The organism is Streptomyces cellostaticus, from assembly GCF_001513965.1.
GTDB lineage: Bacteria > Actinomycetota > Actinomycetes > Streptomycetales > Streptomycetaceae > Streptomyces > Streptomyces cellostaticus.
In genome coordinates this window covers 362,385-386,753 of record NZ_KQ948019.1, presented here as the reverse complement: position 1 = coordinate 386,753, position 24,369 = coordinate 362,385, and the positions used below count along the sequence as shown (strand labels likewise).

Sequence of the window (24,369 nt, the reverse complement as noted above, 5' to 3'; positions counted from 1 at the left end):
CCCAAGGGACGCGGGGCGGCATCCATGTGCGGCTTCGCCGCGGGGCGCGACCAGCCACGACGGACCCGCGTCCGCCCACCGGCGGAACCATCACGCGGCCTCCGTCCGGTCCGCCGCCATCCCCGCCGCATCCAGCAACGCGGTCCCCACGATCAGATCGGCCCCGCCGAACTCGGGATCCTCCAGCTCGGTCCCGTCGTCCACGGCGAACAACAGCTTCTCCTCGCCCTGTCGATACGCGGTACCGACCGCCGGGCTGGCCGCATGCACAGCCAGCAACGCGACCAGGTACGGCAGATCGGGATCCTGCCTCCGCGCCTCCGTCAGCAGCCCCGACAGCCTCCGTGGCGCGTCGGCCGGCAGATCCAGCAGCTCCATCGCCGCGGCCAGCTGTTCTTCGCTGAACCGGCTGTCGTCGGGCGTCGCGATGAGGTCGGGTTCGGGCATCTCCGCGCCCAGATGCTCCCGCTCCACCGGCGGCGTCAGCAGTATGTCGACCAGGTCGCCCACCCGTACGGACACCGGCGTACGCAGCCCCGTGCCGTGCGCGAAGAAGGCAGCTGTGACCCGGATCGCCTGCTCCAGGGGCAGCGGCAGCACCGGCGCGAGCAGGTGGCCGTAGAGGTCTGTCCCGGACGTGGTCGTGGGTGTGGCGAAGGCCTGCCGGTCCTGTTCGGCACGGAACAGGGGGCCGGCCTCCAGCAGGCGCGACTGGAGCTGGGTGTGGCGCCGGATGCAGTCCTTGACGATGTCGACCAGCTCGGCGGCGCGGCGCTTGTGCTCGGGCTCCTCGGTCTCGTCGCGGGCCTTGCGGATGTTGGTGAGGATCGCGTTCTCGTGCCGGTAGCGGTCGGCCACGTGGTCCAGGGCCTCGGTGATCATGTCGGGCACGGCGTTGAGCCAGTCCACCGCGCGGACGTTGCGCCGGGTGGCCTCCAGGGCGCGGCGCAGGGTCTCCGAGTACTGCACGGTGCGGTAGCGGGCCTGCTCGGCGGCGAGCTGGGCGTCGGCGAGGCGGCCGCGGTTGATCAGCACCTCCAGCTTGACCTCGGCGGCGATCTGGGCGCTGGTGACATCGGTGTCCAGGGCTCCGACCAGGACGTTGACCGCCTCGTCCGTCGTGCGCAGGTAGACCGTGCCGCCCGGGCCGGGGACCTCCTCGATCAGCTTGAAGTCGTAGTCACGGCGGACATAGGTGCCGTCCTGCGCGAAAGTGCCGTACACGGCGCGGAAGCCGCGGTCCACGCTGCCGACGTTGATCAGGTTCTCCAGGACCCAGCGGGCCACGCGCTCGTGCTCGGCGGTGGGCCGGTGCGGGGCCTGGGCGGCGATGCGCGGGATGAGCCGGGCCACGATCTGCTCGTGGTCGGCGCCCGTGTCGAAGTCCATGTTCAGCGTGACCAGGTCGATGGCGGCCAGGGCCACCTCGGCCATGCCGTACAGCGAGTACTCCCCGGCCAGGTTCGCCTTGCGCGCGTCGAGGTCGTGCAGCGGCGCGGTGCAGGCGAGCGCACGCAGCCGACGCGCCAGCCCCTCGTCGGCGGCCGGCCCCGGTGCTGGGCGCGGCCCCGCGCTGAGCTGGGGCGGAACACGGTCCGTCGATGCAGGCGAAGTCACGGTGCACAGACTAGGTCCTCGGTCTGACAACAACCCAAACGACGCAGAGCGGCTCCGCCGGGGGGGCCGGGGTAGTGCGGGTCGTTCTTCGGGGGCGAGCGGTCTGTGGCTGGTCGCGCCCCGCGGCGAAGCCGCACAGGGATGCGGCCCCGCGCCCCTGTGGGGCGCGCACCTACGGGGCGCTTTCCTCCCCCACACGCCGTCGGTACACCTCCACGACCCGTTCCAGCGAGTCCGTGAGGTAGGTCTCCAGCAGACGCTCCGCCTCGCGCCGGTCCCCGGCCTGCAGCGCCTGGAGGATCCGGCGGTTGCGGGCGAGGTACGGCTCGTGCAGCCGGCGCGGGTCGTCCACGACATGGAAGGCGAGCCGCAGCTCGGCGAAGACGCTGCGCATCAGCTCGTCGGTGCGTTCGCTGCCGGCCAGCGCGACCAGTTCCCGGTGGAAGTGGATATTGGCCGTACCCAGTGCTTTCCAGTCATTCTCGTGGGTGGCCAGCTGCCCCTCGGTGACGGCGGCGGCCAGGCCGTCGAGGCCGTACGGCGGCTCGCCGAGGCCGCGGACGACAGCGCACTCGACCAGGGCCCGGGTGCGGTAGATGTCCTCGACGTCCTCCACGGTCAGGACCCGGACGAAGACGCCGCGGTTGAGTTCGTGGACAAGCAGGCGCTCGTGGGTGAGCAGCCGGAACGCCTCGCGCAGGGTGTTGCGGGAGACCCCGAGCGCGCCGCCGATGGCGTCCTCGGACAGACGGGTGCCTGGCGGGAAATAGCCCTCGGCGATGCGGCTCCTGAGGATGTCGGAGACCCGTTCGGCGGTGCTGGTGCGCCCCAGGAGGGCACGGTCGTCGGCCAGTCCCGTCAGCTGCTCTGCCATGCCCGGAATTCAATCGCAGACCCAGGAACGAAACAACGCAGGTATTGAAGGATCGTTGAACGATCCTCTACGGTGCTCCGCACGGTACAGCTTCCGCACGGCACTGCTCAGTTCCCCGCACCCTCCATCCCCTCTCTGCGAGGTGCCCATGAGCACGACCCCTCCGCCACGCTCCGCGATCTCCCGCATACGACCGGCGCAAGGCGAACGCACCGCTGAGGACGGCGCGTTCGGCTGGCTGCGCGCCCTCGGCCCGCACGGTCGACAGGCCTTCGCCGGTGCTTTCGGCGGATATGCCCTGGATTCCTACGACTACTTCACGCTGCCGCTGAGCATGGTGGCGCTCTCGGCGTACTTCGGCCTGGACAGCGGCCAGACCGGTCTGTTCACCACCGTCACGCTGGTGGTCTCCGCGATCGGCGGCGCCGTGGCGGGCGTGGTGGCGGACCGGGTCGGCCGGGTCCGGGCGCTGATGATCACAGTGATCACGTACGCCGTCTTCACCGTGGCCTGCGGCTTCGCGCCCGACTACGAGACGCTGCTGGTCTTCCGCGCCCTGCAGGGCCTCGGCTTCGGCGGCGAGTGGGCCGTCGGGGCGATTCTGGTCGCCGAGTACGCGAGCGCGCGGCACCGGGGCCGCACCCTCGGCGCGATCCAGAGTTCCTGGGCGGTCGGCTGGGCACTGGCCGCGATCGTCTACACGCTGGTCTTCTCCTTCGCCGGCGACGACCTGGCCTGGCGCATCATGTTCTGGACCGGAGCCCTGCCCGCACTCCTCGTGGTGTGGCTGCGCCGCCGGGTGCACGACGCGCCCGAGGCCACGGCGGCCCGCGAGCAGAGCCCGCAGCGCGGGTCGTTCGCGGCGATCTTCCGCCCCGCTGCGGACGGCGAGCCGGGCCTGCTGCGTACGACGGTCTTCGCGGGCCTGCTGTCCACGGGCGTGCAGGGCGGCTACTACACGCTGGCGACCTGGGTTCCGACGTACCTGAAGACCGAGCGCGGCCTGTCCGTCGTCGGCACCGGCGGCTATCTGACGTTCCTGATCTCCGGCGCCTTCCTCGGCTATCTGACCGGCGGCTACCTGACCGACCGGCTTGGCCGGCGCCGCAACATCTGGCTGTTCGCGCTGCTGTCGGCGGTCTGCGTCCTCGCGTACGCGAACATCCCGCACGGCGCCGACACCCTGCTGCTGGTGCTCGGTTTCCCGCTCGGCTTCTGCATGTCGGCGATCTTCAGCGGCTTCGGCTCCTATCTGAGCGAGCTGTACCCGACGGCGGTGCGCGGCACCGGGCAGGGCTTCACGTACAACACGGGCCGCGCGGTGGGCGCGGTCTTCCCGACCCTGGTGGGTTTTCTGGCCGACAGTTGGGGCGTGGGCGGTGCGCTGGTCTTCGGCGCGATCGGCTACGGGCTCGCGGCGCTGGCGCTGCTCGGGCTGCCCGAGACGCGCGGGAAGGAACTCGCGTGATGCGGGTGGACGGTACCGGGGACCGGCCCGTGACCCTCGTCGACGCGCACGCGCACGCGTGGAGCCCGAAAACCGCGCGGGCCCGCTTCCGGGAGGGCCTCGCGGGCCCCACGGCGGGCGTCGCGGCGGGCCACACCCAGGCCAACCTGATCTCGGTTCCGGCCGACTGGGCGTACGACATGCTGCTGTTCTGCCAGCGCAATCCGCAGCCCTGTCCGGTGCTCGACGTCACGGACGCCGGTTCGCCCACGACCGTGCTCGCGGACGGCGCCGACCTGCGCACCGACCTGCCGCGCTACCGGGTGTGGCACGACGGCGAGCTGGTCGAGGAGCCCACGGACGTGCGGGCGCGCTGGCGGGACGACCTGGTGTCGTTCCTGCTCGGGTGCAGCTTCACCTTCGAGTGGGCGCTGGCCGCGGCAGGCGTCCCGATCCGGCACCTGGAGCAGGGCCGCAACGTGCCGATGTACACGACCGGCCGTCCGTGCCGTCCGGCGGGCCGACTGCGCGGCCCCATGGTGGTGTCGATGCGCCCGGTGCCGCCCGAGCACCTGCGCACCGCGATCCGGGAGAGCAGCCTGCTGCCGGCCGTCCACGGCGGCCCGGTGCACTGCGGCGATCCCGGGGCCCTCGGCATCGAGGACCTCGGCCGGCCCGACTTCGGCGACCCGGTGGACGCCGCACCCGAGGACATCCCGGTGTTCTGGGCGTGCGGGGTGACCCCGCAGGCGGCGGTGATGGCCTCCCGGCCGCCGTTCGCCCTCACCCACGCGCCGGGCCGGATGTTCCTGACCGACGCCCGCGACGAGCAGTACCGGGTGGCCGGCGTCGACTGACACCGGCACGCAGCACAGACGACACGAGGACCGGAGACACGGAAGACCATGACCGCGATCGATCTGAATGCCGACCTGGGCGAGGGCTTCGGCCGCTGGCGGCTGACCGACGACGAACAGCTGCTGTCCGTCGTCACCAGTGCCAACGTGGCCTGCGGGTTCCACGCCGGGGACGCGGCCACCATGCGCCGGGTGTGCGAGCTGGCCGCCGAGCGAGGCGTGACGATCGGCGCGCAGGTCTCCTACCGGGACCTCGCCGGGTTCGGGCGGCGCGCGATGGACGTGCCGCCCGCCGAGCTGACGGCCGAAGTGGCCTATCAGATCGGCGCCCTGGAGGTGTTCGCCCGGGCGGCCGGCGCGCGCGTGGCGTACGTCAAGCCGCACGGCGCGCTCTACAACCGGGTCGTGCACGACGAGGAACAGGCGCGCGCGGTGGTCGACGGAGTGCTCCTGGCGGACGCCTCGCTGCCGGTGCTGGGCCTGCCCGGCTCCCGCCTGCTGGAACTGGCCCGGAAAGCGGGTCTGCCGGCCGTCACCGAGGCGTTCGCGGACCGCGCGTACACCGACGAGGGCACGCTGGTGCCGCGCGGCAGGGACGGCGCCGTGGTGACCGACGCGGACACGGTCGTGGAGCGCTCGGTGAGCCTCGCGCGCTTCGGCGCGGTCGTCGCGCACTCCGGCACACGCATCGGGATGCGCGCCCGCTCCCTGTGTCTGCACGGCGACACGCCCGGCGCGGTGGAGCTGGCCCGCCGGGTGCGCGAGCAGTTGGTGGCGGCGGGTGTGCGGGTGGAGGCCTTCGCATGAGGGCGCTGCCGGTCGGCGAGGACGCATTGCTCGTGGAGGTCTCCTCGGGCGAGCAGGCGCAGGCCCTGCACGCGGAGTTGCTGCGCCTTCGCGCGGAGGGCTCGCTGGCCGTCCGTGAGATCGTTCCGGCGGCCCGTACGGTCCTGCTCGACGGCCTGGACGACCCGGCCCGCCGGGCATCCGAACTGACCTCTTCCGACGTACCTCCCTCTCCCCCACGCACGCGTGAGCTGATCGAGCTGCCCGTGCGCTACGACGGTCCGGACCTCGCCGAGGTCGCCGCCCACTGGCAGGTGTCCGAGCCCGAGGTGGCCCGGATCCACGCGGGCACCGAGTTCACGGTGGCCTTCTGCGGCTTCGCGCCCGGCTTCGGCTACCTCACCGGGCTGCCCGCCCGCTACGACGTCCCGCGCCGGGCCACTCCGCGCACGGCGGTCCCGGCCGGTGCCGTGGCGCTGGCAGGGCCGTACACGGGCGTGTACCCGCGTTCCTCTCCGGGTGGCTGGCAGCTGATCGGCACGACGGAGGCGGTGCTGTGGGACCACGCGCGCGTACCGGCCGCGCTGCTGGCACCGGGCACACGGGTGCGCTTCGTGCCAGTGGAGGGCACATGACAAGCCGTCCCGCGCGTGCCTCGTCCCCATGGACGCGACGCCGGGCCGGCCGCGCGTACTCGCCCCGCGTCATCCGTGGAGGACGCATGACCGACCGCGCGTGCTCGCGCCGCGTTCCCCGGGAGGACGCATGACCGACCGTGCGCTCGTCGTCGTGCGGGCCGGGGCGCTGACCACCGTGCAGGACCGCGGGCGGCCCGGGTACGCGCACCTCGGTGTGCCCCGCTCCGGGGCGCTCGACCCGCACGCGGCGGCCCTCGTCAACCGGCTGGCCGGCAATCCGCCGGACGCGGCCGTCCTGGAGACCACGCTCAACGGCTGTGCGCTGCGCCCCCGTTCGAGGGTGACCGTGGCGGTAGGGGGCGCGCCGTGCCCGGTGACGGTGGGCGGCCGCCCAGCGGCGTGGGGCGCCCCGCTGGTCGTACCGGCCGGTGAACTGCTGGAGGTGGGGACGGCCGTGGCCGGTGTGCGCGCCTACGTGGCCGTCTCCGGCGGCATAGCCGTGGAGCCGGTCCTCGGCAGCCGCGCCACCGACCTGCTGTCCGGCCTCGGCCCGGCGCCGCTCGCGGACGGCATGGTGCTGCCGCTCGGCACCCCGGCGGGCCCTCCCGCGCGCGTGGACGCCGCCCCGCAGCCGCGTCCGCCGGCCGAACTGGTGCTCCGGGTGACCCTGGGACCGCGGGACGAGTGGTTCACGGCGCGCGCGGTCCGGGATCTCACCACGCGCGCGTACCGGGTGTCCTCGGCGAGCAACCGGATAGGCCTGCGTACCGAGGGACCCGCCCTTCAGCGGGCCCGGCCCGGTGAACTCCCCAGCGAGGGCATGGTGCTCGGTGCGGTCCAGGTCCCACCGGACGGCCGTCCGGTGGTGTTCCTGGCCGACCATCCGACCACCGGGGGCTACCCGGTGATCGCCGTGGTCCGCGCAGCCGACCTGTCCGCGGCCGCACAGGCGGTACCGGGCACCCCGGTACGGTTCGTGGCGGTACGGCGCCGCTGAGCCTCGGCGCCGGCGGTCGTCGACAGGGCGGCCAGCGCCTCGGACACGGCGGCGGACGCGCGCAGGTCGAGGCGGGCGCTGGTGCCGCGCGCGCGGTGCCGGATCTCGTCGGCTGCCAGCCGCAGCAGCTGGGGCAGCAGATCGGAGCACCGCCGGACCACCCAGCCGGTACCGGCGGTGGCGAGCCACCACAGGCTCGCCGACCGGGTCGGGGAGGGGAACTCCGGTTCGGGTGACGGCGGCGCCCCGGTGGCACGGCCCAGCTCCATCAGCAGGGCGTGGGAGCGGACCGCGAGCTGCCGGTGGCCGCGTTCGCCCGGGTGCAGCCGGTCCGCGCTCCACAGGGCGCGGTCGGTGAGCCAGGCGCCCTCCGAGGCATGCAGATGGACGGCTCCGTACCGGTCGGACAGCGCGTGGACGACCGCGTTGACCGCCCGCTGCCGACGCGCGAGCGGGCGGGCGAGGGCGCCCGGGAGGCGCAGCATCGCGCCGGGGTCGGGCAGACACGCGGTGAGCAGGGTGGCGCCCTGCCCGGCGAAGGCCGCGTACACCTGGTCGAGGCGTTCGGCCACCGCGTGGATGTCGAAAGTGCAGCGCAGCGTGTCGTTGACGCCGATGACCACGGCCACCAGGTCCGGGCGCAGTGCGAGACCGGCCGGGGTCTGCCGTTCGAGCACGTCGCGCGTCTGGGCCCCGCTCACGGCGAGGTTGGTGAACTCCACCTGCCCGGCGTCCTCGGCGAGTGAGCCGGCGAGCAGCGCGGCCCAGCCCCGCCAGCCGTCCCCGACGGGGTCGCCCACGCCCTCGGTCAGCGAGTCACCGAGGGCCACGAAACGGACGGTTCTCATGCCACACCTTCCCGGGCGGCGGGCCGGGCCGGGGCGTCGTCGCGCCTGAGCACCTCCGCGTCGTGGGCCGCCATGAAGGCCTCCACGGCCGTTGCCCACCCGAAGCACTCCGCACGCGCGCGTGCCGCCTCCCGCCGCTCGGGTTCGGAGCGCGACAGGAGCAGCTCCACGGCGTCCGCGAACGCCTCCCCGCAGTCGGCCGCCGTCGCCCCCGCGGATCCGATCACCTCGGGCAGCGCCGACGACGCGCTCGCCACCACGGGCGTCCCGCACGCCATGGCCTCCAGTGCGGCCAGGCCGAAGGTCTCGGCCGGCCCGGGCGCCAGGCACACGTCGGCCGATGCCTGGAGGGCGCCGAGGAGGGGGCGGTCGGAGACGTGCCCCAGGAAGGTCACCGGCAGCCCGCGCTCGCGCGCACGCTGCTCCAGGCGCACCCGCAGCGGCCCGTCCCCGGCCACCACCAGCACGACCCGCCGCCCGCGCCGCAGCAGGGCCTCCACAGCGTCCAGGGCCGTGCCGGGCCGCTTCTCCACGGACAGCCGGGAGCACATCACGAGCAATGCCTCGGGCACGCGCGCGTGCAGTGCGCGCAACCGTGGGTCGCGCAGCGCGGGGTGCCGCTCCATCAGGTCGACCCCCAGGGGGGCGCGTACGACGTTGCGCGCACCGATGCGTATGAACTCGCGCTCGGCGAACTCCGTGGTGCACACGACCCGCGAGTAGACGTGTGCGGTACGGGTGTTGAGGGCATCGGCGGCCCGGCGGGACAGGTTCTCGGACAGGCCCCAGGTGCGCAGCACGCCGTCGGCGGTCTCGTGGGAGACCATCACGGCGGGCACCCGCGCGCGGCGGGCCCAGCGGCCGGTCCAGCGCAGGGTCGTGCGGTCGGAGACCTCCAGGCGGTCCGGGGCCAGTTCCTCCAGGAGCGCGGCCACGCGCCGCTTGTCGGTCAGGACGCGGTAGCCGCCGGTGCCGGGCAACAGCGGTCCGGGCAAAGTGATGACCCGGCCCTGCTCGGTGTCGCGGTCGGTGTGCCGCTCGCCCGGCACGATCAGCACCGGCTCGTGACCCGCGGCCCGGAAGCCCCTGCCCAGTTCGCGCAGGGCCGTGCGCAGGCCGCCGGAGGAGGGGGCGACGAAGTTGGCGAGCCGCACGATGCGCAGGGGCGTGCCGGTCATGCCGCCACCGCCGTCCTGCGTGCCGCGAGCACGTCTTCGTAGTGCGCGATCAGCTGGTCGCCGATGGCGGCCCAGGTGCGGCCCTCGACCGTGGCCCGTCCGGCGGCGCCGTATGCGGCCCGCAGGCCGGGGTCGGCGGCCAGGGTGCGTACGGCATCGCGTACCGCGTCCGCGTCGCGTGGCGGGACGAGCAGTCCGGTGCGGCCGTGGTCGACCAGGTCGAGCGGGCCGCCGGCGGCGGGGGCGACCACCGGCACTCCGCTGGCCATGGCCTCCTGGACGGTCTGGCAGAAGGTCTCGAAGGGGCCGGTGTGCACGAACAGGTCCAGTGAAGCGAAGATGCGGGCGAGGTCGTCGCCGGTGCGGCGGCCCAGGAAGACCGCGCCGGGCAGGGCATCGGTGAGCTGGACGTGGCTGGGCCCGTCGCCCACGACCACGACCCGTACGCCGTCCAGGCCGCAGACTCCGGCGAGGAGTTCGATCTGCTTCTCGGGGGCGAGCCGGCCGACGTAGCCGACGATCAGCTCGCCGTTCGGGGCGAGCTCGCGGCGCAGCGCCTCGTTGCGGTGGTCCGGCCGGAAACGGACGGTGTCCACGCCCCGCTGCCACAGCCGTACCCGGGGCACGCCGTGCGCCTCCAGGTCGTTCAGGGCCGCGCTGGACGGTGCCAGGGTGCGGTCGGCGGCGGAGTGCACGGAGCGGATCCGGCGCCAGGCGGCCGCCTCGCCGGCGCCCATGTACGTACGGGCGTAGCCGGCCAGGTCGGTCTGGTAGACGGCGACGGCGGGGATGCCGAGCCGGGCGGCGGCGGCCATGCCGCGGACGCCGAGGACGAAGGGACTGGCCAGGTGGACCACGTCGGCGCGGTGCTCGGTGAGCGCCGCGGCCAGGCGCCGGCTGGGGAGGGCGACGCGGACCTGGGGGTAGCCGGGGAGCGGGAGGGAGGGGACACGGACGACGGGGCACGGCGCCTCGAGGGCGTCGGCCTTGGTGCCGGGCGCGGTGGCCGGCGCGACGACGAGCGGGAGGTGGCCGCGATCCACGAGGTGCCGGGCGGTCTGGAGCGCGCAGTGGGCAACGCCGTTCACATCGGGGGGAAAGGATTCGGTCACGATGACGACACGCATACGGGTGTTGTCGCCGCGCCGGACGTGGCCGCGTCAACGTCGATCTTTCCGGACGGGGAACGTCCCATGAGCGTTGGTCTGCACACCCGAGCAGGTCAGACGGCCGCCATGCCCGCCTGACCTCCGGGTCACCCCGTGTTCACCCGGCGGGCGGTCTCCCGCCCGTCCCGGCCGCGTACGACGGCGCCCGGTGGGGTCACATGGCTTGCGCGTCCGGCCCGAAGCGGCTGCGGACCGCCGTCTGTACCTCGTCCTCCTCGGCCGGGTCGGCGGCCAGGCGGCGCAGTCGCTCGACGACCCGGGCGTCACCGGTCTCGGCGTGCCGGGCGGCGATCTCCCGGGTGGTCTCCTCGCAGTCCCACAGGCATTCGACGGCGAAGCCGGCGGCGAAGGAGGGGTCGGTGGCGGCCAGGGCGCGGGCGGCGCGGCCGCGGAGATGGGAGGAGGCCGTCTCCCGGTAGATGTGGCGCAGCACGGGGGCGGCGCAGGCGATGCCGAGCCGTCCGGTGCCGTCGACCAGGGTCCACAGGGTGGGCGCGTCGGGGCCTTCGCCGCGTACGGCCTCGCGCAGGGCGCCGAGGACGAGGTCGCTGTCCTGGGCTCCGCCGCGGCAGGCCAGCATGCGTCCGGCGGCGGCGCCGAGGACGTCGGGGCGCTGGGCCCAGCCGCGCGCGCGGTCGACGGCGGCGATGCTGCGCATCCGTTCGAAGGCGTCGACGGCGGCCTCCACGACGACCGCCGGTCCGTCGGCGACGGCGGCCTCGATCAGGTCGAGGGCGGCGGGGTCGTTGCTGTCGGCGAGGTAGCGCAGTGCTGTGCAGCGGGCGCCGTCGGTGCCGTTCCTGGCGGCCTGGAGGATCTCCCCCCGGTCCTCGGGGCCGGCCACGGCGGCCAGGCAGCGGGCGGCCGGCACATGGAGGGCGGCGCCGCGTTCGATGCCCTGCTGGGCCCACTCGAAGACGGCTCGCACGCTCCATCCGGGCCGGGGCCCGGTGGGCCGCATCTGGCGCTGCCAGCGGTCGAAACAGCCGGTTTCCTGGGCGGCACGCACACGCGTGGCGATGGATTCGCGCGGATCCTCGGCCCACAGCCGCCAGGGCCTCGGCTCGAAGGCGTCGCGCACGGCGACGGCCAGCTCGGCCTCGCCCTCGGGATCGGTGGCGAAGCGGGCCAGGACGGGGGCGGCGAGGGCGCGCAGGCCCGCGTCGTCGTCCCTCAGGGCCAGCTCGTCCAGGGCCCAGGCCCAGTTGGAGCCGTGGGCGGCGTACCTGCGCAGCAGTTCGAGGGCGTCCCACCTGCCGTAGGAGGCGAGGTGCCCGAGGACGGCCAGCGCGAGGCCGGTGCGGGACTCGTCGGTGTCGAGGACGTCCTCGGAGTCGAAGAGGTGCGCCTCGACGGCGTCCAGCTCGCCGTTCAGGTCGAGGTAGAGCCGGGCGTAGTACAGGGAGCGGTTCTCCACCTGCCAGTCGTGGCGGGGGTCGCGGAGCACACAGTGGTTCAGGGCCGCGAGCGCTTCCGCGCGCGGGGCGGTGAGCGCGTGCAGCGTGCCGTCGCCGCGGCCGCGCTGGAGCAGGCCGAGCAGCGTACCGCTGGGCGCTATGACCGGATCGAACATGGGAAACAGCCTCACATCAAGCGTCGACGCAACCGGAAAACACGCATTACCTGGCCGCGTGACACAACGTCGGAGCGCCCGCCGTCTCTTGCTTGCTGTAGACCATTTCTCTCTGCCTCTCGTCGGTGGCCCATGCGGACCGCATCACGGTCCGCGCGGTGCGGCAACACCTGCCCAGCCATCGCGTCCGTGAATCACGTCGTCATGATGACCCGCGGTGTGTGCTGCCGCGACCGTATTTCCGGCGGCCCTTTACCGCCTCCCCCGTTTTCTGTGCGTACCTGGTCAGGACGTGCGCGTCAGTGTGCGCCGAACAGCTCCAGGAGTTCCGTCTTGCCGAACATGCGCGCCGTGTCGACGGCCGAGGGAGTTCCCGCGGCAGGGTCGGCGCCACCCTCCAGGAGGGCCCTGATCACTTCTTTCTCCCCCTTGAAGACGGCCCCCGCGAGCGGGGTCTGTCCTCGGTCGTTGATCCGGTTCGCCTCCGCGCCCCGGGCGAGCAGGACACGTACCGCGTCGGCGTGACCGTGGTAGGCGGCGAGCATGACGAGGGAGTCCCCGCGGTCGTTGGTGAGGCTGGCCGGAACACCCGCGTCGACGTACGCCACGAGCTCCTCGGTCTGCCCCTGCCGCGCCAGATCGAAGATCTTGGTCGCCAGCTCCACGACCTCGGGGTCGGGGGCTTCGCTCATTGACCGGACCGCCTCTCATTACAACCGTTCAGGTGAATCGCAAGAGTACTGGCTCGCGCCTCACATGACCCGATGTGCCCGAGGTAAAGATCACTGCAGAGCCCGCCGGATGCAAGCGCCCTGCTCAACCGGCCATGGACGGCTCCACCACCCGGGGGAAATGCTCACGATTTCACCCAGTTGCACCTTTTATCGTATAGATACATCCTGTGATCCTGGAAGTACTCATGGTGACTGTCCCCTCTCGACACCAGGAGACTCGAATGATCCTCTCCATCTCAGGCGTCATGCTGCTCGGCGTCGTCGTCTTCCTCTTCTTCCGCAAGGACGGCCTGAAGGGTTCGCACGCGTTCACCTCGGCCCTGTTCGGCTTCTACCTGGCCAGCACGGGCATCGCTCCCAGTATCAAGGCGGGCGGCGAGAGCCTGGCGAGCCTCCTCGGCGGCATCAAGTTCTGACGCCGCCCGTCCAGCCCGTACGCACCAACAGGAGACAACAGTGGCCCGGCGCCCTCTCCCCCGCATTCTGAGCAAAGACAGCGCGCAGATCGCCCGGATGCAGATCGCCCGGAGCCGGGAGCTGGCCCGGACGGCGGCCGACAGCGCCACCGACGTCCTCCACCCGCTGATCACCATCTCGCGCGGGCTGCGCCTGCTGGCCTCGGCCGGGCGGCGCAAGTGGGCCGGGACACCCAAGGACAAGCGCGGTCCGCTGCTGTTCGTGGCGGCCTCCGTGGTCCTGGTCGTGGCGCTGGTGCCGTACGGGCCACTGCTCGCCGCCATCACCCTGATGGCGGCAGCGGCCTGGCAGGGCCGCGATCGCACCCCACGGGCGCCCGAAGGGCCGGACGAGTCGCAGACCGAGCGGCTCCGGTCCCTGTACGAGGCCCTGGTTCCGCACTTCTCCGCCGCCGAGGATCCAGCGCCGCTGTACGCGCACGGCGGGGAGTGGGAAAAGGCCTTCGCCGCACACGAGTTCAGCGACGGCGGGCGCGTCGGCCACCTCGTGATCCGCTACCCCGCGTACTTCCCGGACGGCGAGCCCGAGGCCCGCGCGCGGATCGAACAGCTGCTCACCGCGAAGGCCGGGCGGGGCCGCGAGTACCACTTCGCCTGGGACGAGGAGGGCAACCGGCTGACGGTGACCGCCCTCGCCCCGCTGCCCACCGACATCGCCGCCCAGCGCTTCGTCACCGCGCCCGGCGAGACGGTCCTCGGCTTCACCGACCCGAGCGAAGTGCGGCGTACGCTCCCCCTCTCCTACGGAGAGGAACAGCGCGACGTCCCGCCGGTCGTCTGGCGCACCGGCCTGCGCTCCACCGAGCCGCACCTGCTGGCCATGGGCCACCCCGGCAGCGGCACCTCCACCCTGCTGCGCTCGATCGCCCTGCAGGCCCTCCAGTACGGCGACGTACTGATCGTCGACGGCGGCGGCACCGGCGAGTACGCCTGCCTGATCGGCCGGGACGGCGTACTGGCCGTGGAGTGTGCACCGGCCGGGGCACTGGCCAGCCTGGAGTGGGCCGCACAAGAGACCGAGCGGCGACTGATCGCCGTCAACCGGGCGCGGCAGGCGGGCGACCTGCCGCCCGAGGACACCCGGCGTCCGCTGTGGATCCTCCTGGACCGTCCGACCGTCTTCACCCACCTCGCCACGACGGACGGCCGCAAGGATCCGCAGGCGCTGCTCCAGGTGCCGCTGCGGCACGGCCGTGCGGCGAACGTGACCGTGGCCGTGGCCGAGCAGTTCGACAGTGCCGGGTCATTGAGCGAGGCGGTACGGCAGCACACCCGGGCGCGTGTCGTGCTGGGACCTGCGGCGCCCGAGCAGGTGGCGGCGGCGCTCGGGATGCCGCCGCACACGACGCCACCGGCGCACGTGCCGCCGGGGCGGGGGTACGCGCGGCTGGGGTCCGGGCCGGTGCATCGGCTTCAGGTGCCTTCGACTCCGGACCCGTACGACGAGGCGACCAGCGAGGCCGACCGGCAGGCGGTGCTGGGGTTGCTGCCGACGCGAACGACTCCCGTCGAGGCCGCGCCGGTGGAGACGGAACCGTTGGCCGCGAAGGCTGTGGCTGCCGAGAGTTCGTAGGCGGCCGTCGGCTGGGGATGAGCGGGGGAATTTCGCTTGCCCGCGCTTGCGGGGCGCCGCTGCGAGCGCCCTGAAGGGGCGCAGGGAACTGCGCGACCAGCCCCCACGCACCCGCACCCGCACCCGCACCCGAAGGACAGACGGCAGCCGGCGCGGCTACGCCACGAACGTGCGCGGCGGCTCCGTGCCCCCCGTCGCCCCGGTCTCCACCAGCCGCGCCGCCGCCGCCAGCCGCGCCGCCGCCTCCTCCGCCACCGCTCCCCCGACCGTGAACGGGAGGCGTACGTAGCCCTCGAAGGCGCCGTCCACGCCGAAGCGGGGGCCCGAGGGGACGCGGACACCGACCCGCTCCCCCGCCTCGGCCAGCCTCGATCCCGAAAGGCCGCCGGCGCGGACCCACAGGGTCAGACCACCCTGGGGGATCTCGAACTCCCAGTCGGGCAGTTCGCGGCGCACCGCGGCCACCAAGGCATCCCGGTTCTCCCGGGCCTGAACGCGGCGCACGTCCACGGCCTGCTCCCAACCCCCCGTGCTGAACAGCCAGTTCACGGCCAGCTGCTCCAGAACGGGGGTGCCCAGGTCGGCGTACGCACGCGCAGCGACCAGGCTGCGGATCACGTCCGGTGCCGCCCGCACCCAGCCGATCCGCATGCCGGCCCAGAACGCCTTGCTCGCCGAGCCGACCGTGATGACGGTCGAGCCGGCCGGGTCGAAGCCGCAGACCGGACGCGGCATCCCGCCGCCCTTGAACCCGTCGTCGAGCCACAACTCGCTCATCGTCTCGTCGGCGACGAGGACGGTCCCGGCCGAGCGGGCCGCATCCACCAGCCGGCGCCGCTGGTCCTCGTCGGCGAGCGCGCCGGTCGGGTTGTGGAAGTCGGCGACGACGTAGGCGAGCCGGGGCGCGGCCTCGCGCAGGACCTGGCGCCAGCGGTCCAGGTCCCAGCCGGTCAGCCCCTCGGCCATCGCGACCGGCACGAGCCGCGCGCCCGCCTCCCGCATCAGCTGGAGGATGTTGGCGTAGGACGGCGACTCGACGGCGATGCGTTCGCCGCGGCCCGCGAAGAGGTGACAGATCGCGTCGATGGCGCCCATCGCCCCGGTCGTCACCATGATCTGCTCGGGCATGGTGGGGATCCCGCGCGCGGTGTAGCGCTCGGCGATCATCGAGCGCAGGGCCGGCAGTCCGGCCGGGTAGTCGCCGTGCGTGTGGGCGTAAGGGGGCAGTTCCTCCAGCGCGCCCTGGACCGCACGGGTGAGCCACGGCTCGGGAGCCGGGAGCGAGGCACAGCCCAGGTCGATGACCGAGCCGAGGGCCTCCGGGGGCAGGGGTTCCAGGCCCCGCGCGGGAAGCGGGTTGCCCGCCGGCACGGCGGTCCAGCTGCCCGCGCCGCGCCGGGACTCCAGGAAGCCCTCGGTGCGCAGCGCCTCGTAGGAGGCGGCGACCGTGGTGCGGCTGACCGAGAGGGCGAGGGCGAGTTCGCGCTCGGCGGGAAGGCGGGCCGCCACGGGGACGCGCCCTTCGAGCACCAGTAGCCGGATGCCGTCGGCGAGGGCGCGGTAGGCGGGCGGACGGCGCGTGCCGGGGCCGGCCGGGCGGTCCTGCTGGGAGTTGAGGAGCCGGGCGAGCTGGGCGGCTCCCACCGCTGAGGTCCACTGCGCCATGAGATCAGTCCACCTTCCCCGAATTGGCCATGGATGGGTTTCCATCCCAAGCCACAGAGTGTCATGCATCAGGCCACCGCCACCACCCAGGGGGGTATGTCGTGTCCACTCACAGTCGGCTCGGACGCCGTCTGTTCCAGCTGTATGCCGGTCTTGCGCTGTACGGCGCGAGTGCCGCTCTCATCGTGAGGGCGGATCTCGGGCTCGAGCCCTGGAACGTGCTGCACCAGGGTCTCGCCGAACTCACCGGGCTCAGCATGGGTCTGGCGCTGACCCTGGTGGGGGCGGCCGTCCTGCTGCTGTGGATCCCGCTGCGGCAGCGCCCGGGGCTCGGCACCGTCTCCAATGTCCTGGTGATCGGCTTCGTGATGGACGCCACGCTGGCCGCGGTCCCGGAGGCGCACTCCCTGGCGGTCCGGGCTTCCCTTCTCGTCGCGGGCGTCGTGCTCAACGGCGTGGCGACCGGCCTCTACATCTCCGCCGACTTCGGGCCGGGCCCGCGCGACGGCCTGATGACCGGGCTGCACCGGCGCACGGGCCGCTCGATCCGGCTGATCCGCACCGCCGTCGAGGTCACCGTCGTCGCGACCGGCTTCGCCCTCGGCGGCACCGTCGGCGTCGGCACCGTGCTCTACGCGCTGTCCATCGGCCCGCTCGCCCAGTTCTTCCTGCGCGTGTTCGCCGCCCCTCCGGCACCGGAGCGCAGCACGGTCGTTGCCACCGGGCAACCGGAAGGGGCCATACTGCGTCCGTGACCACCGCGATACGCCACCCCTATCTCGATCATCCCGGCCCCATCGCCTTCGCCCACCGCGGCGGGGCGGCGGACGGGCTGGAGAACACAGCGGCGCAGTTCCGGCGCGCGGTAGAGCTGGGCTACCGGTACATCGAGACCGATGTGCACGCGACGGCGGACGGCAGGCTCGTCGCCTTCCACGACTCGACGCTGGACCGGGTCACCGACGGGGCCGGCCGCATCGCCGACCTGCCGTGGGAGGACGTACGGCACGCGCGCGTGGGAGGGCAGGAACCGGTCCCCCTCTTCGAGGAACTGCTGGAGACCTTCCCAGAGGTCCGCTGGAACGTGGACGTCAAGGCGGAGCCGGCCCTGCGGCCGCTGCTGGAGCTGATCGAGCGGACGGAGGCCTGGGACCGGGTCTGCGTGGGCTCCTTCTCCGAGGCGCGGGTGCTGCGGGCCCAGCGGCTGGCCGGGCCGCGGCTGGCCACCTCCTTCGGCACGCGCGGGGTGCTCAACCTGCGGCTGCGCTCCTGGGGGCTGCCGGCCGCGGTGCGCCGGTCCGCCGTCGCCGCGCAGGTGCCCGAGGCCCAGTCGGGCGTCCCGGTGGTCGACCACCGCTTCGTGCGGGCCGCCCACGCGCTCGGGCTGCAGGTGCACGTGTGGACCATCAACGAACCGGAGCGGATGCACCGGCTCCTGGACCTGGGCGTCGATGGCATCATGACCGATCACATCGACATGTTGCGCAAGGTCATGGAGGACCGCGGCGTCTGGGTCTGACACCCGGACCACCCGGACCGCGCCTTCGCACGGCACTTCAGCGGGGAAGCGAGGGCACGGGTGGGCACCGACACCGTGCGGGCACAGGCGGCCGACGAGGCCGCCGGACTGCGGCGCGAACAGCGCGGCTGGTACTTCTACGACTGGGCGTGCTCGGTCTATTCGACGAGCGTCCTGACCGTGTTCCTCGGCCCGTACCTCACCTCGGTCGCCGAGAAGGCGGCGGACGCCGACGGCTATGTGCATCCGCTGGGCATCCCGGTGCGGGCGGGCTCCTTCTTCGCCTACTCGGTGTCCCTGTCGGTGATCCTGGCGGTCGTCGTCATGCCCCTGGTGGGCAGCGCGGCCGACCGCACGGGCCGCAAGAAGCCGCTGCTCGGGGCGGCGGCGTACACCGGGGCGGCCGCGACGACGGGCATGTTCTTCCTGGACGGCGACCGTTACCTGCTCGGCGGGGTGCTCCTCGTCGTGGCCAACGCGGCGCAGTCGGTCGGGATGATGCTCTACAACTCCTACCTGCCGCAGATCGCCCCGCCCGATCAGCGCGACGCGATCTCCTCCCGGGGCTGGGCCTTCGGCTACGCGGCGGGCTCCCTGGTGCTCGTGGCCAACCTCGTCCTGTACTCGGCGCACGACTCCTTCGGCCTCTCCGAGACGGCCGCGGTCCGCGTCTGCCTGGCCTCGGCCGGACTGTGGTGGGGCGCCTTCACGCTGGTGCCGCTGCGGCAGCTGCGTGACCGGCACGCGCGCGTGGAGCGCGCCACTTCGAACGGGCTGCGACAGCTCGCGGCGACCGTCCGGGACATGCGCCGCCATCCGCTGACGCTCGCCTTCCTGCTGGCGTACCTCGTCTACAACGACGGCATCCAGACGGTGATCACCCAGGCCTCGGTCTACGGCTCCGAGGAACTGGGCCTCAGCCAGTCGACGCTCATCGGGGCGGTGCTGCTGGTGCAGGTGCTGGCCGTGGTGGGTGCCCTGAGCATGGGGCGGCTGGCCCGCACCTACGGGGCGAAGCGGACGATCCTCGGCTCGCTGGTGGCCTGGACGGTCACGCTGGGCGCCGGGTACTTCCTGCCCGCCGGGGCGCCGGTGTGGTTCTTCGTGCTGGCCTCCGGGATCGGACTGGTCCTCGGCGGCAGTCAGGCCCTGTCCCGGTCGCTGTTCTCGCATCTGGTGCCGCCGGGCAAGGAGGCCGAGTACTTCTCCGCGTACGAGATGAGCGACCGCGGGATGAGCTGGCTCGGCCCGCTGCTGTTCGGAGTGACCTACCAGCTGACCGGGAGCTACCGCTCCGCGATCATCTCGCTGGTGGCCTTCTTCGTCATCGGCTTCGTCCTGCTCGCCCGGGTTCCGGTGCGGCGGGCGATCAGCGAGGCGGGCAACCCGGTTCCGGACAGGATTTAGCACTCAGAGCGAAAGGGCGGTAGTGTACGCGTTTGGCCTGCCAGGCGGACCGTTACTGCGCGTCAAAGATGCCGAAACGCTGGGTGACATCTGCTAGCAGATGTGACAAACCGGGCGCCTGTGGGTAGAACAAGGGGCGGCTACGACGGCGACGCATGACCCGGAACGGGACTCGGAACGGGAATCTTTACCGCCGACCGGACGTTGACCGGATGACGACGACAGCGACACCTGTCCTGTGGGCGACAAGCCCGGGAGGCACGATTCATGAGTGAGCGAGCTCTTCGCGGTACGCGCCTCGTAGTGACCAGCTACGAGACGGACCGCGGCATCGACCTGGCTCCGCGCCAGGCCGTGGAGTACGCATGTGAGAAGGGGCACCGCTTCGAGATGCCCTTCTCGGTCGAGGCGGAGATCCCGCCGGAGTGGGAGTGCAAGGTCTGTGGGGCCCCGGCACTCCTGGTGGACGGCGACGGCCCTGAAGAGAAGAAGGCCAAGCCCGCGCGTACCCATTGGGACATGCTGATGGAGCGGCGCACCCGTGAGGAGCTCGAAGAGGTCCTCGAGGAGCGCCTGGCGGTTCTGCGCTCTGGGGCGATGAACATCGCGGTTCACCCCAGGGACAGCCGCAAGTCCGCGTAGTCCCTGCGGGGCTGGGCCGGAGATACAGCGCACGTTGACAACCGCGGGCGCCGTACGTGAGTAGACGTACGGCGCCCGCGGTTTCGTGTGTTCGGGGGTGGATGTGTGCGTGTGAGTCTGTGGAAGATGGCCGGCCCTGGGCGGCGGCCCCAGACCCCCGCATCGGCCCGAAAGGCCTCGTCCTCGAACGCCGGACGGGCTGGTTTCCCCTACCGAGTCAACGGCGGCCACTGCTCCCCCGGCGCGGGGCTGTCGTCCCTGATCACCTCGCCCTGGACGACCTTCCCGTCGGGGCGGTGGATGCGGGCCTGCTGGAAGGCGTCGCCGAAGCTGCCCGGGGCGGCCCGGCGCAGCCTCTTGTCCAGGGCGCTCTCCGCGGAGCGGCTCACGGCCTTCTGGATCGGCGGGAGCAGCAGAAGGAGGCCCGCCACGTCGGAGATCAGGCCGGGGATGATCAGCAGCAGGCCGCCGAGCATCATCAGGCCGTTGCCGCCGCCCCCGTTCCCGGACGGGGAGCCGCCTCGTTGCAGTGCCTCGTTCAGATTCTGGAAGGCGCGGCGGCCCGCCCGCTTGATGACCACGGAGCCGGCGACGAAGCCCGCCACCAGGAGCAGGAACACGCTCAGGCCGCCCGCCGCGCCCGCGACCTGGGTCAGCAGCCAGATCTCCAGCACCAGCCACGCGGCGATCCCCAGCGGCAGATACCTGCGCAGCGGGGAGCGCCGGGGCCGGGCGGTGGACGGAGAGGTGGGTGCGCCAGTCGTCATGCCCCCAGTGTGCCTGGACGCGGCTCAGCGCGGGATAAGGGGGCGATCAGCCGTGGCCGTGGAAGCGGGGCTAGGGCAGGGCTAGGCCTGCTTGCCCTTGCCCTTGAGCTTGCCGACGCGGTCCCCGACGCCCCAGGCGGTGACCCGCCACAGCGCCTCGACGAGGATGTCCTTGCTCATCTTGGAGTCGCCGAGTTCGCGCTCGACGAAAGTGATGGGGACCTCCACCACGTGGTAGCCGGCCTTGACCGCGCGGCGGGCCAGGTCGACCTGGAAGCAGTAGCCCTGCGAGGAGACCTCGCCCAGGCCGAGGCCCTCCAGGGTCTCGCGGCGGAAGGCGCGGTAGCCGCCGGTGATGTCGCGCAGCGGCAGGTCGAGGGCGAGGCGGGAGTAGAGACTGCCGCCGCGGGAGATGAACTCGCGGGACTTGGGCCAGTTGACCACCCGGCCGCCGGGCACCCAGCGGGAGCCGAGCACCAGGTCGGCGCCCTTGAGGGCGGTCAGCAGCCGGGGCAGCTCCTCGGGCTGGTGGGAGCCGTCGGCGTCCATCTCGACCAGCACGCCGTAGCCGTGCTCCAGGCCCCAGCGGAAGCCCGCCAGATAGGCGGCGCCCAGGCCCTCCTTGCCCTTGCGGTGCAGTACCTGGACGTGGTCGTCCTCGGCGGCCAGCTCGTCGGCGAGCTTGCCGGTGCCGTCCGGGCTGTTGTCGTCCGCCACCAGTACGTGCGCCTCGGGGACGGCCTTGCGTACCCGGCCGACAATGGTCTTGATGTTCTCCGCCTCGTTGTAGGTCGGAATGATCACCAAGGCCGTGCCGAGCGGACCGAACTGCCTCCCCTGGGCCTTGGCCGCGAGGGTCCCGTCGCCGTCGTTCACTGCTGCCCCTTCATGTCGTACGCAGGCGTCCCACCTTAGTGGCCGCGGCCTGCGATGACGTCCGTGCACGTTCGTACGGTGGTGTCTATTCCACAAGAGTGGGGTAAGAACGTGCTTTTCGGCACCTTCCTCCGCGGCGGATGGGGGCCCGGCGCCCTTCGGGCCGACCTGGGACCCGCTGGCTGCGGATCCCGAGAGCCGTTGTCTACTGAGCGCCCGGGCCCCACCCGGGTCACACCTTGCCGACCGGCCTGAACGTTCCCTCGCCGGCGCGGGCGCTGAGCCTGGCTCCCAGTGACGGTGCCCCGGTGCGGCACACCGTCCCTGACCCAGCGGCGCTGCGACGAGTTGCACGAACGCTCCCCGGTCGGGCGTCCGGTGGTGGACTCGGCCGAACCTACCGGCCCCCGGCCGTCGACTGTCAACAGCCTCCTGACCTGTGCAAACATGCTGCCGAGAGGGGTGAGACCGGAGGATGCGCAGGTCGGGCGACGCGGCGGCCGGGAACGATCACCGGCGCGCCACCCCGGGAGATCACTCGCCCGGGCGTACGAACACCGTCCGTCCGCCCACCACGGTGCGCAGGCAGAGCGGCAGGTCGCGGCCGGGGGTCAGGTCGGGCAGGCCGGGGGTGCCGGAGCGCGGGTCGGTCGACCAGCGGGCGACGCGGTCGTCGGGGGCCTGCACGATCAGCTCGTCGGTTCGCCAGACGGCGTAGTCGGCGGGCGCGCCGGGCACCAGGACGCCCGCGTCGTCACGGCCGATGGCCCGCCAGCCGCCACGCGTGTGCGCGGTGAACGCGGCGCGCACGGAGACCCGGTGCTCGGGGGTGTGGTGGAAGGCGGCGGCGCGGACCGTGCCCCAGGGGTCGAGCGGGGTGACCGGGCTGTCGGAGCCGAAGGCGAGGGGCACGCCGGCCCGCAGCAGGGCGGCGAAGGGGTTGAGGGTGCGGGCCCGCTCGGCGCCGAGACGCCGGGCGTACATGCCGTCCGCGCCGCCCCAGAGCGCGTCGAAGGCGGGCTGGACCGAGGCGATCAGGCCCAGTTCGGCGAAGGCGGCGACGGTCTCGGGGGTGAGCATCTCGGCGTGCTCGACGCGGTGCCGGGCGGCCCGGACGCGGGCGAGGCCGACCTTCTCGGCGGCGGCGCGCACGCCCGCCACGACCGCGCCCACGGCGGCGTCGCCGATGGCGTGGAAGCCTGCCTGGAGCCCTACCTCGGTGCAGGCGACGACGTGGGTGGCGACGGCGTCGGCATCGAGGTAGGCGGTGCCCGTGTGGCCGGCGTCGGCGTACGGCTGGTGCAGGCAGGCGGTGTGCGAGCCGAGGGCGCCGTCCACGAAGAGGTCGCCGGCGGCTCCGTGCGCGCCCAGTTCGCGGGCCTTCTGCACGTTCTGCTCGGCCCAGTAGCCGATCACGCGCGGCCCCGGCACCTGGGCGGAGAGCTTCAGCAGGTCCGTGAAGTCGTCTTCAAAGGAGATCTTCGGCCCGCCGCACTCGTGCACGGAGCCGATGCCGAGGGAGGCGGCGTGGCCGAGGGCGGTGCGCTGGGCCTCGGCGCGCTGGGCGGGGGTGATGGCGTCGAGGGCGGCCGCGCGTACGGCGTGGTGGTCGTCGGCGGTCAGCGGGCCGTCCACCGGGCCGAGACCGGGCACCAGGTCCAGCAGGGCCGTGGTGACGACCGCCGAGTGGACGTCGATGCGGGAGAGGTACAGCGGGCGGCCGCCGGTGGCCGCGTCGAGTTCGGCCCGCGTCGGCGGGCGGCCGCCGGGCCAGCGGGCGGCGTCCCAGCCGTGGCCCAGCAGGACGCGGTCGTCCGGGCGGGCGGCGGCGAAGTCGCGCACGAGGGCGAGGGCCGTCTCCAGGGACGGGGCATCCGACAGGTCGAGGCCGGTGAGGGCGAGGCCCGTGGCGGTGGTGTGCACATGGGCGTCGGTGAAGGCCGGGGTGACCAGGGCGCCGTCGAGGTCGACGACCTCGTCCACGCCGTCGGCGAAGGCGTCGGCGGCGCCCTCGGAACCGACCCAGGCGACCTGGCCGCGCTCCACCACCATCGCGGTGGCGAAGGGGTCGGCGGGGCTGTGGACCTCTCCGCGGCGCAGGAGGACGGTCGTGGGGTCGGCGGACTGCTCACTCATGCCCGACAGTCTCTCGCGTTCGCGCGGGACGCCGGGCATCGGGGCGGCCGGTTCAGATCTTCGGGGGGCGTGCCTCGTAGGGGGTCGACAGCACGACGGTGGTCCGTGTGGAGACCCCGGCCAGGGAGCGCAGCCGGGCGAGCAGTTCCTCCAGTTCGTGCGGGGTGGCCACGCGCACCTTGAGGATGTAGTTCTCGTCGCCGGCGACGCTGTGGCAGGCCTCGATCTCGGGCACGCCGGCCAGGCGGTCCGCGATGTCGTCGGGGGCGCTGGGGTCGAACGGCTTCACCGAGATGAACGCGGTCATCGGCAGCCCGACGGCCTCGGGGTCGACCACCGCGGCGTAGCCGCGGATCACGCCACGCTGTTCGAGCCGGCGCACCCGCTGGTGCACGGCCGACGTGGACAGGCCCGTGGCCTTGCCCAGGTCTGTGTAACTCATCCGCCCGTCCTTGACGAGCAGCTGCACGATCTGACGGTCCAGCTCCTCCATGGCGCCAAAACCTACAGGGCGCTTGATCTCCTCGGATACCTCGGCAACGCAGGTCATGCCCGGTTTGTGATGTGCCCATGAGCAGGCTGTGCGCCGC

General features: G+C 73.0%; 23 protein-coding genes. 11 read left to right on the top strand and 12 right to left on the bottom strand.

Annotated features, from left to right (window positions below; genetic code table 11):
- Positions 1–90: 90 nt before the first annotated feature.
- Together AQI88_RS13290 and AQI88_RS13285 are read right to left on the bottom strand one after the other, a co-directional pair.
- Positions 91–1,617: a hypothetical protein gene (locus AQI88_RS13290; protein ID WP_066997073.1), complete on the bottom strand. Its 1,527-nt coding sequence runs from the start codon at positions 1,615–1,617 to the stop codon at positions 91–93.
- Between the two features lie 172 nt (positions 1,618–1,789).
- On the bottom strand, positions 1,790–2,491 hold the full coding sequence (locus AQI88_RS13285; protein ID WP_066997071.1) for a GntR family transcriptional regulator: 702 nt from the start codon (positions 2,489–2,491) through the stop codon (positions 1,790–1,792).
- A gap of 148 nt (positions 2,492–2,639) precedes the next feature.
- On the opposite strand from AQI88_RS13285, the gene AQI88_RS13280 reads away from it, so the two are divergent.
- The 5 genes from AQI88_RS13280 to AQI88_RS42975 all read left to right on the top strand — a co-directional run bounded on the left by AQI88_RS13280 (position 2,640) and on the right by AQI88_RS42975 (position 7,216).
- Positions 2,640–3,959 carry an MFS transporter gene (locus AQI88_RS13280; RefSeq protein ID WP_066997068.1) on the top strand — a complete coding sequence of 440 codons (1,320 nt, stop codon included), beginning with the start codon at positions 2,640–2,642 and terminating at the stop codon, positions 3,957–3,959.
- On the top strand, positions 3,959–4,795 hold the full coding sequence (locus AQI88_RS13275) for a putative hydro-lyase (RefSeq protein ID WP_107118541.1): 837 nt from the start codon (positions 3,959–3,961) through the stop codon (positions 4,793–4,795). Before AQI88_RS13280 ends, AQI88_RS13275 begins: the two co-directional genes overlap by 1 nt.
- Positions 4,796–4,843: 48 nt before the next feature.
- A complete protein-coding gene (locus tag AQI88_RS13270; RefSeq protein ID WP_066997065.1) occupies positions 4,844–5,602 on the top strand; it encodes a LamB/YcsF family protein in 759 nt (252 codons plus the stop codon).
- The gene (pxpB, locus tag AQI88_RS13265; RefSeq protein ID WP_066997062.1) at positions 5,599–6,216 is read left to right on the top strand and encodes a 5-oxoprolinase subunit PxpB; all 618 of its coding nucleotides are present in this window, start codon (positions 5,599–5,601) and stop codon (positions 6,214–6,216) included. Before AQI88_RS13270 ends, pxpB begins: the two co-directional genes overlap by 4 nt.
- 130 nt (positions 6,217–6,346) lie before the next feature.
- Entirely contained in the window at positions 6,347–7,216 is an 870-nt protein-coding gene (locus AQI88_RS42975; RefSeq protein WP_079057541.1) for a 5-oxoprolinase subunit C family protein, read from the top strand.
- On the opposite strand, the gene AQI88_RS13260 is transcribed toward AQI88_RS42975, so the two are convergent.
- From AQI88_RS13260 to AQI88_RS13240, 5 genes are all read right to left on the bottom strand, one after another.
- Positions 7,117–8,064 (bottom strand): SGNH/GDSL hydrolase family protein, encoded by a 948-nt coding sequence (locus tag AQI88_RS13260; RefSeq protein WP_079057540.1) that lies wholly within the window; start codon positions 8,062–8,064, stop codon positions 7,117–7,119. The genes AQI88_RS42975 and AQI88_RS13260 overlap by 100 nt on opposite strands.
- Entirely contained in the window at positions 8,061–9,242 is a 1,182-nt protein-coding gene (locus AQI88_RS13255; protein ID WP_066997060.1) for a glycosyltransferase, read from the bottom strand. The genes AQI88_RS13260 and AQI88_RS13255 overlap by 4 nt, the downstream gene beginning before the upstream one ends.
- Positions 9,239–10,369, bottom strand: coding sequence for a glycosyltransferase family 4 protein (locus AQI88_RS13250; RefSeq protein ID WP_066997057.1), 1,131 nt, complete (start codon positions 10,367–10,369; stop codon positions 9,239–9,241). Before AQI88_RS13250 ends, AQI88_RS13255 begins: the two co-directional genes overlap by 4 nt.
- Before the next feature lie 196 nt (positions 10,370–10,565).
- Positions 10,566–11,984: a hypothetical protein gene (locus AQI88_RS13245; protein ID WP_066997054.1), complete on the bottom strand. Its 1,419-nt coding sequence runs from the start codon at positions 11,982–11,984 to the stop codon at positions 10,566–10,568.
- A gap of 299 nt (positions 11,985–12,283) precedes the next feature.
- Positions 12,284–12,676 carry an ankyrin repeat domain-containing protein gene (locus tag AQI88_RS13240; RefSeq protein ID WP_066997051.1) on the bottom strand — a complete coding sequence of 131 codons (393 nt, stop codon included), beginning with the start codon at positions 12,674–12,676 and terminating at the stop codon, positions 12,284–12,286.
- A 263-nt stretch (positions 12,677–12,939) separates the two neighbouring features.
- On the opposite strand from AQI88_RS13240, the gene AQI88_RS13235 reads away from it, so the two are divergent.
- Together AQI88_RS13235 and AQI88_RS13230 are read left to right on the top strand one after the other, a co-directional pair.
- Positions 12,940–13,134 (top strand): hypothetical protein, encoded by a 195-nt coding sequence (locus tag AQI88_RS13235; protein WP_066997048.1) that lies wholly within the window; start codon positions 12,940–12,942, stop codon positions 13,132–13,134.
- Positions 13,135–13,174: 40 nt separating this feature from the next.
- Entirely contained in the window at positions 13,175–14,767 is a 1,593-nt protein-coding gene (locus AQI88_RS13230) for a hypothetical protein (protein WP_066997045.1), read from the top strand.
- Positions 14,768–14,923: 156 nt separating this feature from the next.
- On the opposite strand, the gene AQI88_RS13225 is transcribed toward AQI88_RS13230, so the two are convergent.
- On the bottom strand, positions 14,924–16,432 hold the full coding sequence (locus AQI88_RS13225; RefSeq protein WP_066997041.1) for an SCO1417 family PLP biosynthesis transcription factor: 1,509 nt from the start codon (positions 16,430–16,432) through the stop codon (positions 14,924–14,926).
- 101 nt (positions 16,433–16,533) lie between these two features.
- Between AQI88_RS13225 and yczE the strand changes: the two genes are divergently transcribed.
- The 4 genes from yczE to AQI88_RS13205 all read left to right on the top strand — a co-directional run bounded on the left by yczE (position 16,534) and on the right by AQI88_RS13205 (position 20,000).
- Entirely contained in the window at positions 16,534–17,187 is a 654-nt protein-coding gene (yczE, locus tag AQI88_RS13220) for a membrane protein YczE (RefSeq protein WP_066997038.1), read from the top strand.
- Positions 17,184–17,951: a glycerophosphodiester phosphodiesterase family protein gene (locus AQI88_RS13215; RefSeq protein WP_066997034.1), complete on the top strand. Its 768-nt coding sequence runs from the start codon at positions 17,184–17,186 to the stop codon at positions 17,949–17,951. Before yczE ends, AQI88_RS13215 begins: the two co-directional genes overlap by 4 nt.
- Positions 17,952–18,011: 60 nt before the next feature.
- The gene (locus AQI88_RS13210; protein WP_066997031.1) at positions 18,012–19,358 is read left to right on the top strand and encodes an MFS transporter; all 1,347 of its coding nucleotides are present in this window, start codon (positions 18,012–18,014) and stop codon (positions 19,356–19,358) included.
- A gap of 267 nt (positions 19,359–19,625) precedes the next feature.
- Positions 19,626–20,000 carry an RNA polymerase-binding protein RbpA gene (locus AQI88_RS13205; protein ID WP_009187548.1) on the top strand — a complete coding sequence of 125 codons (375 nt, stop codon included), beginning with the start codon at positions 19,626–19,628 and terminating at the stop codon, positions 19,998–20,000.
- Between the two features lie 209 nt (positions 20,001–20,209).
- On the opposite strand, the gene fxsA is transcribed toward AQI88_RS13205, so the two are convergent.
- The 4 genes from fxsA to AQI88_RS13185 form a co-directional block, all read right to left on the bottom strand.
- Positions 20,210–20,767: an FxsA family membrane protein gene (gene fxsA / locus AQI88_RS13200; protein WP_066997028.1), complete on the bottom strand. Its 558-nt coding sequence runs from the start codon at positions 20,765–20,767 to the stop codon at positions 20,210–20,212.
- A gap of 81 nt (positions 20,768–20,848) precedes the next feature.
- Complete coding sequence (locus AQI88_RS13195; protein WP_066997025.1) at positions 20,849–21,643, bottom strand: polyprenol monophosphomannose synthase; 795 nt, start codon at positions 21,641–21,643, stop codon at positions 20,849–20,851.
- A 534-nt stretch (positions 21,644–22,177) separates the two neighbouring features.
- On the bottom strand, positions 22,178–23,779 hold the full coding sequence (locus AQI88_RS13190; protein ID WP_066997212.1) for an amidohydrolase: 1,602 nt from the start codon (positions 23,777–23,779) through the stop codon (positions 22,178–22,180).
- Between the two features lie 52 nt (positions 23,780–23,831).
- On the bottom strand, positions 23,832–24,272 hold the full coding sequence (locus AQI88_RS13185; protein WP_066997022.1) for an Lrp/AsnC family transcriptional regulator: 441 nt from the start codon (positions 24,270–24,272) through the stop codon (positions 23,832–23,834).
- Positions 24,273–24,369: the final 97 nt, after the last annotated feature.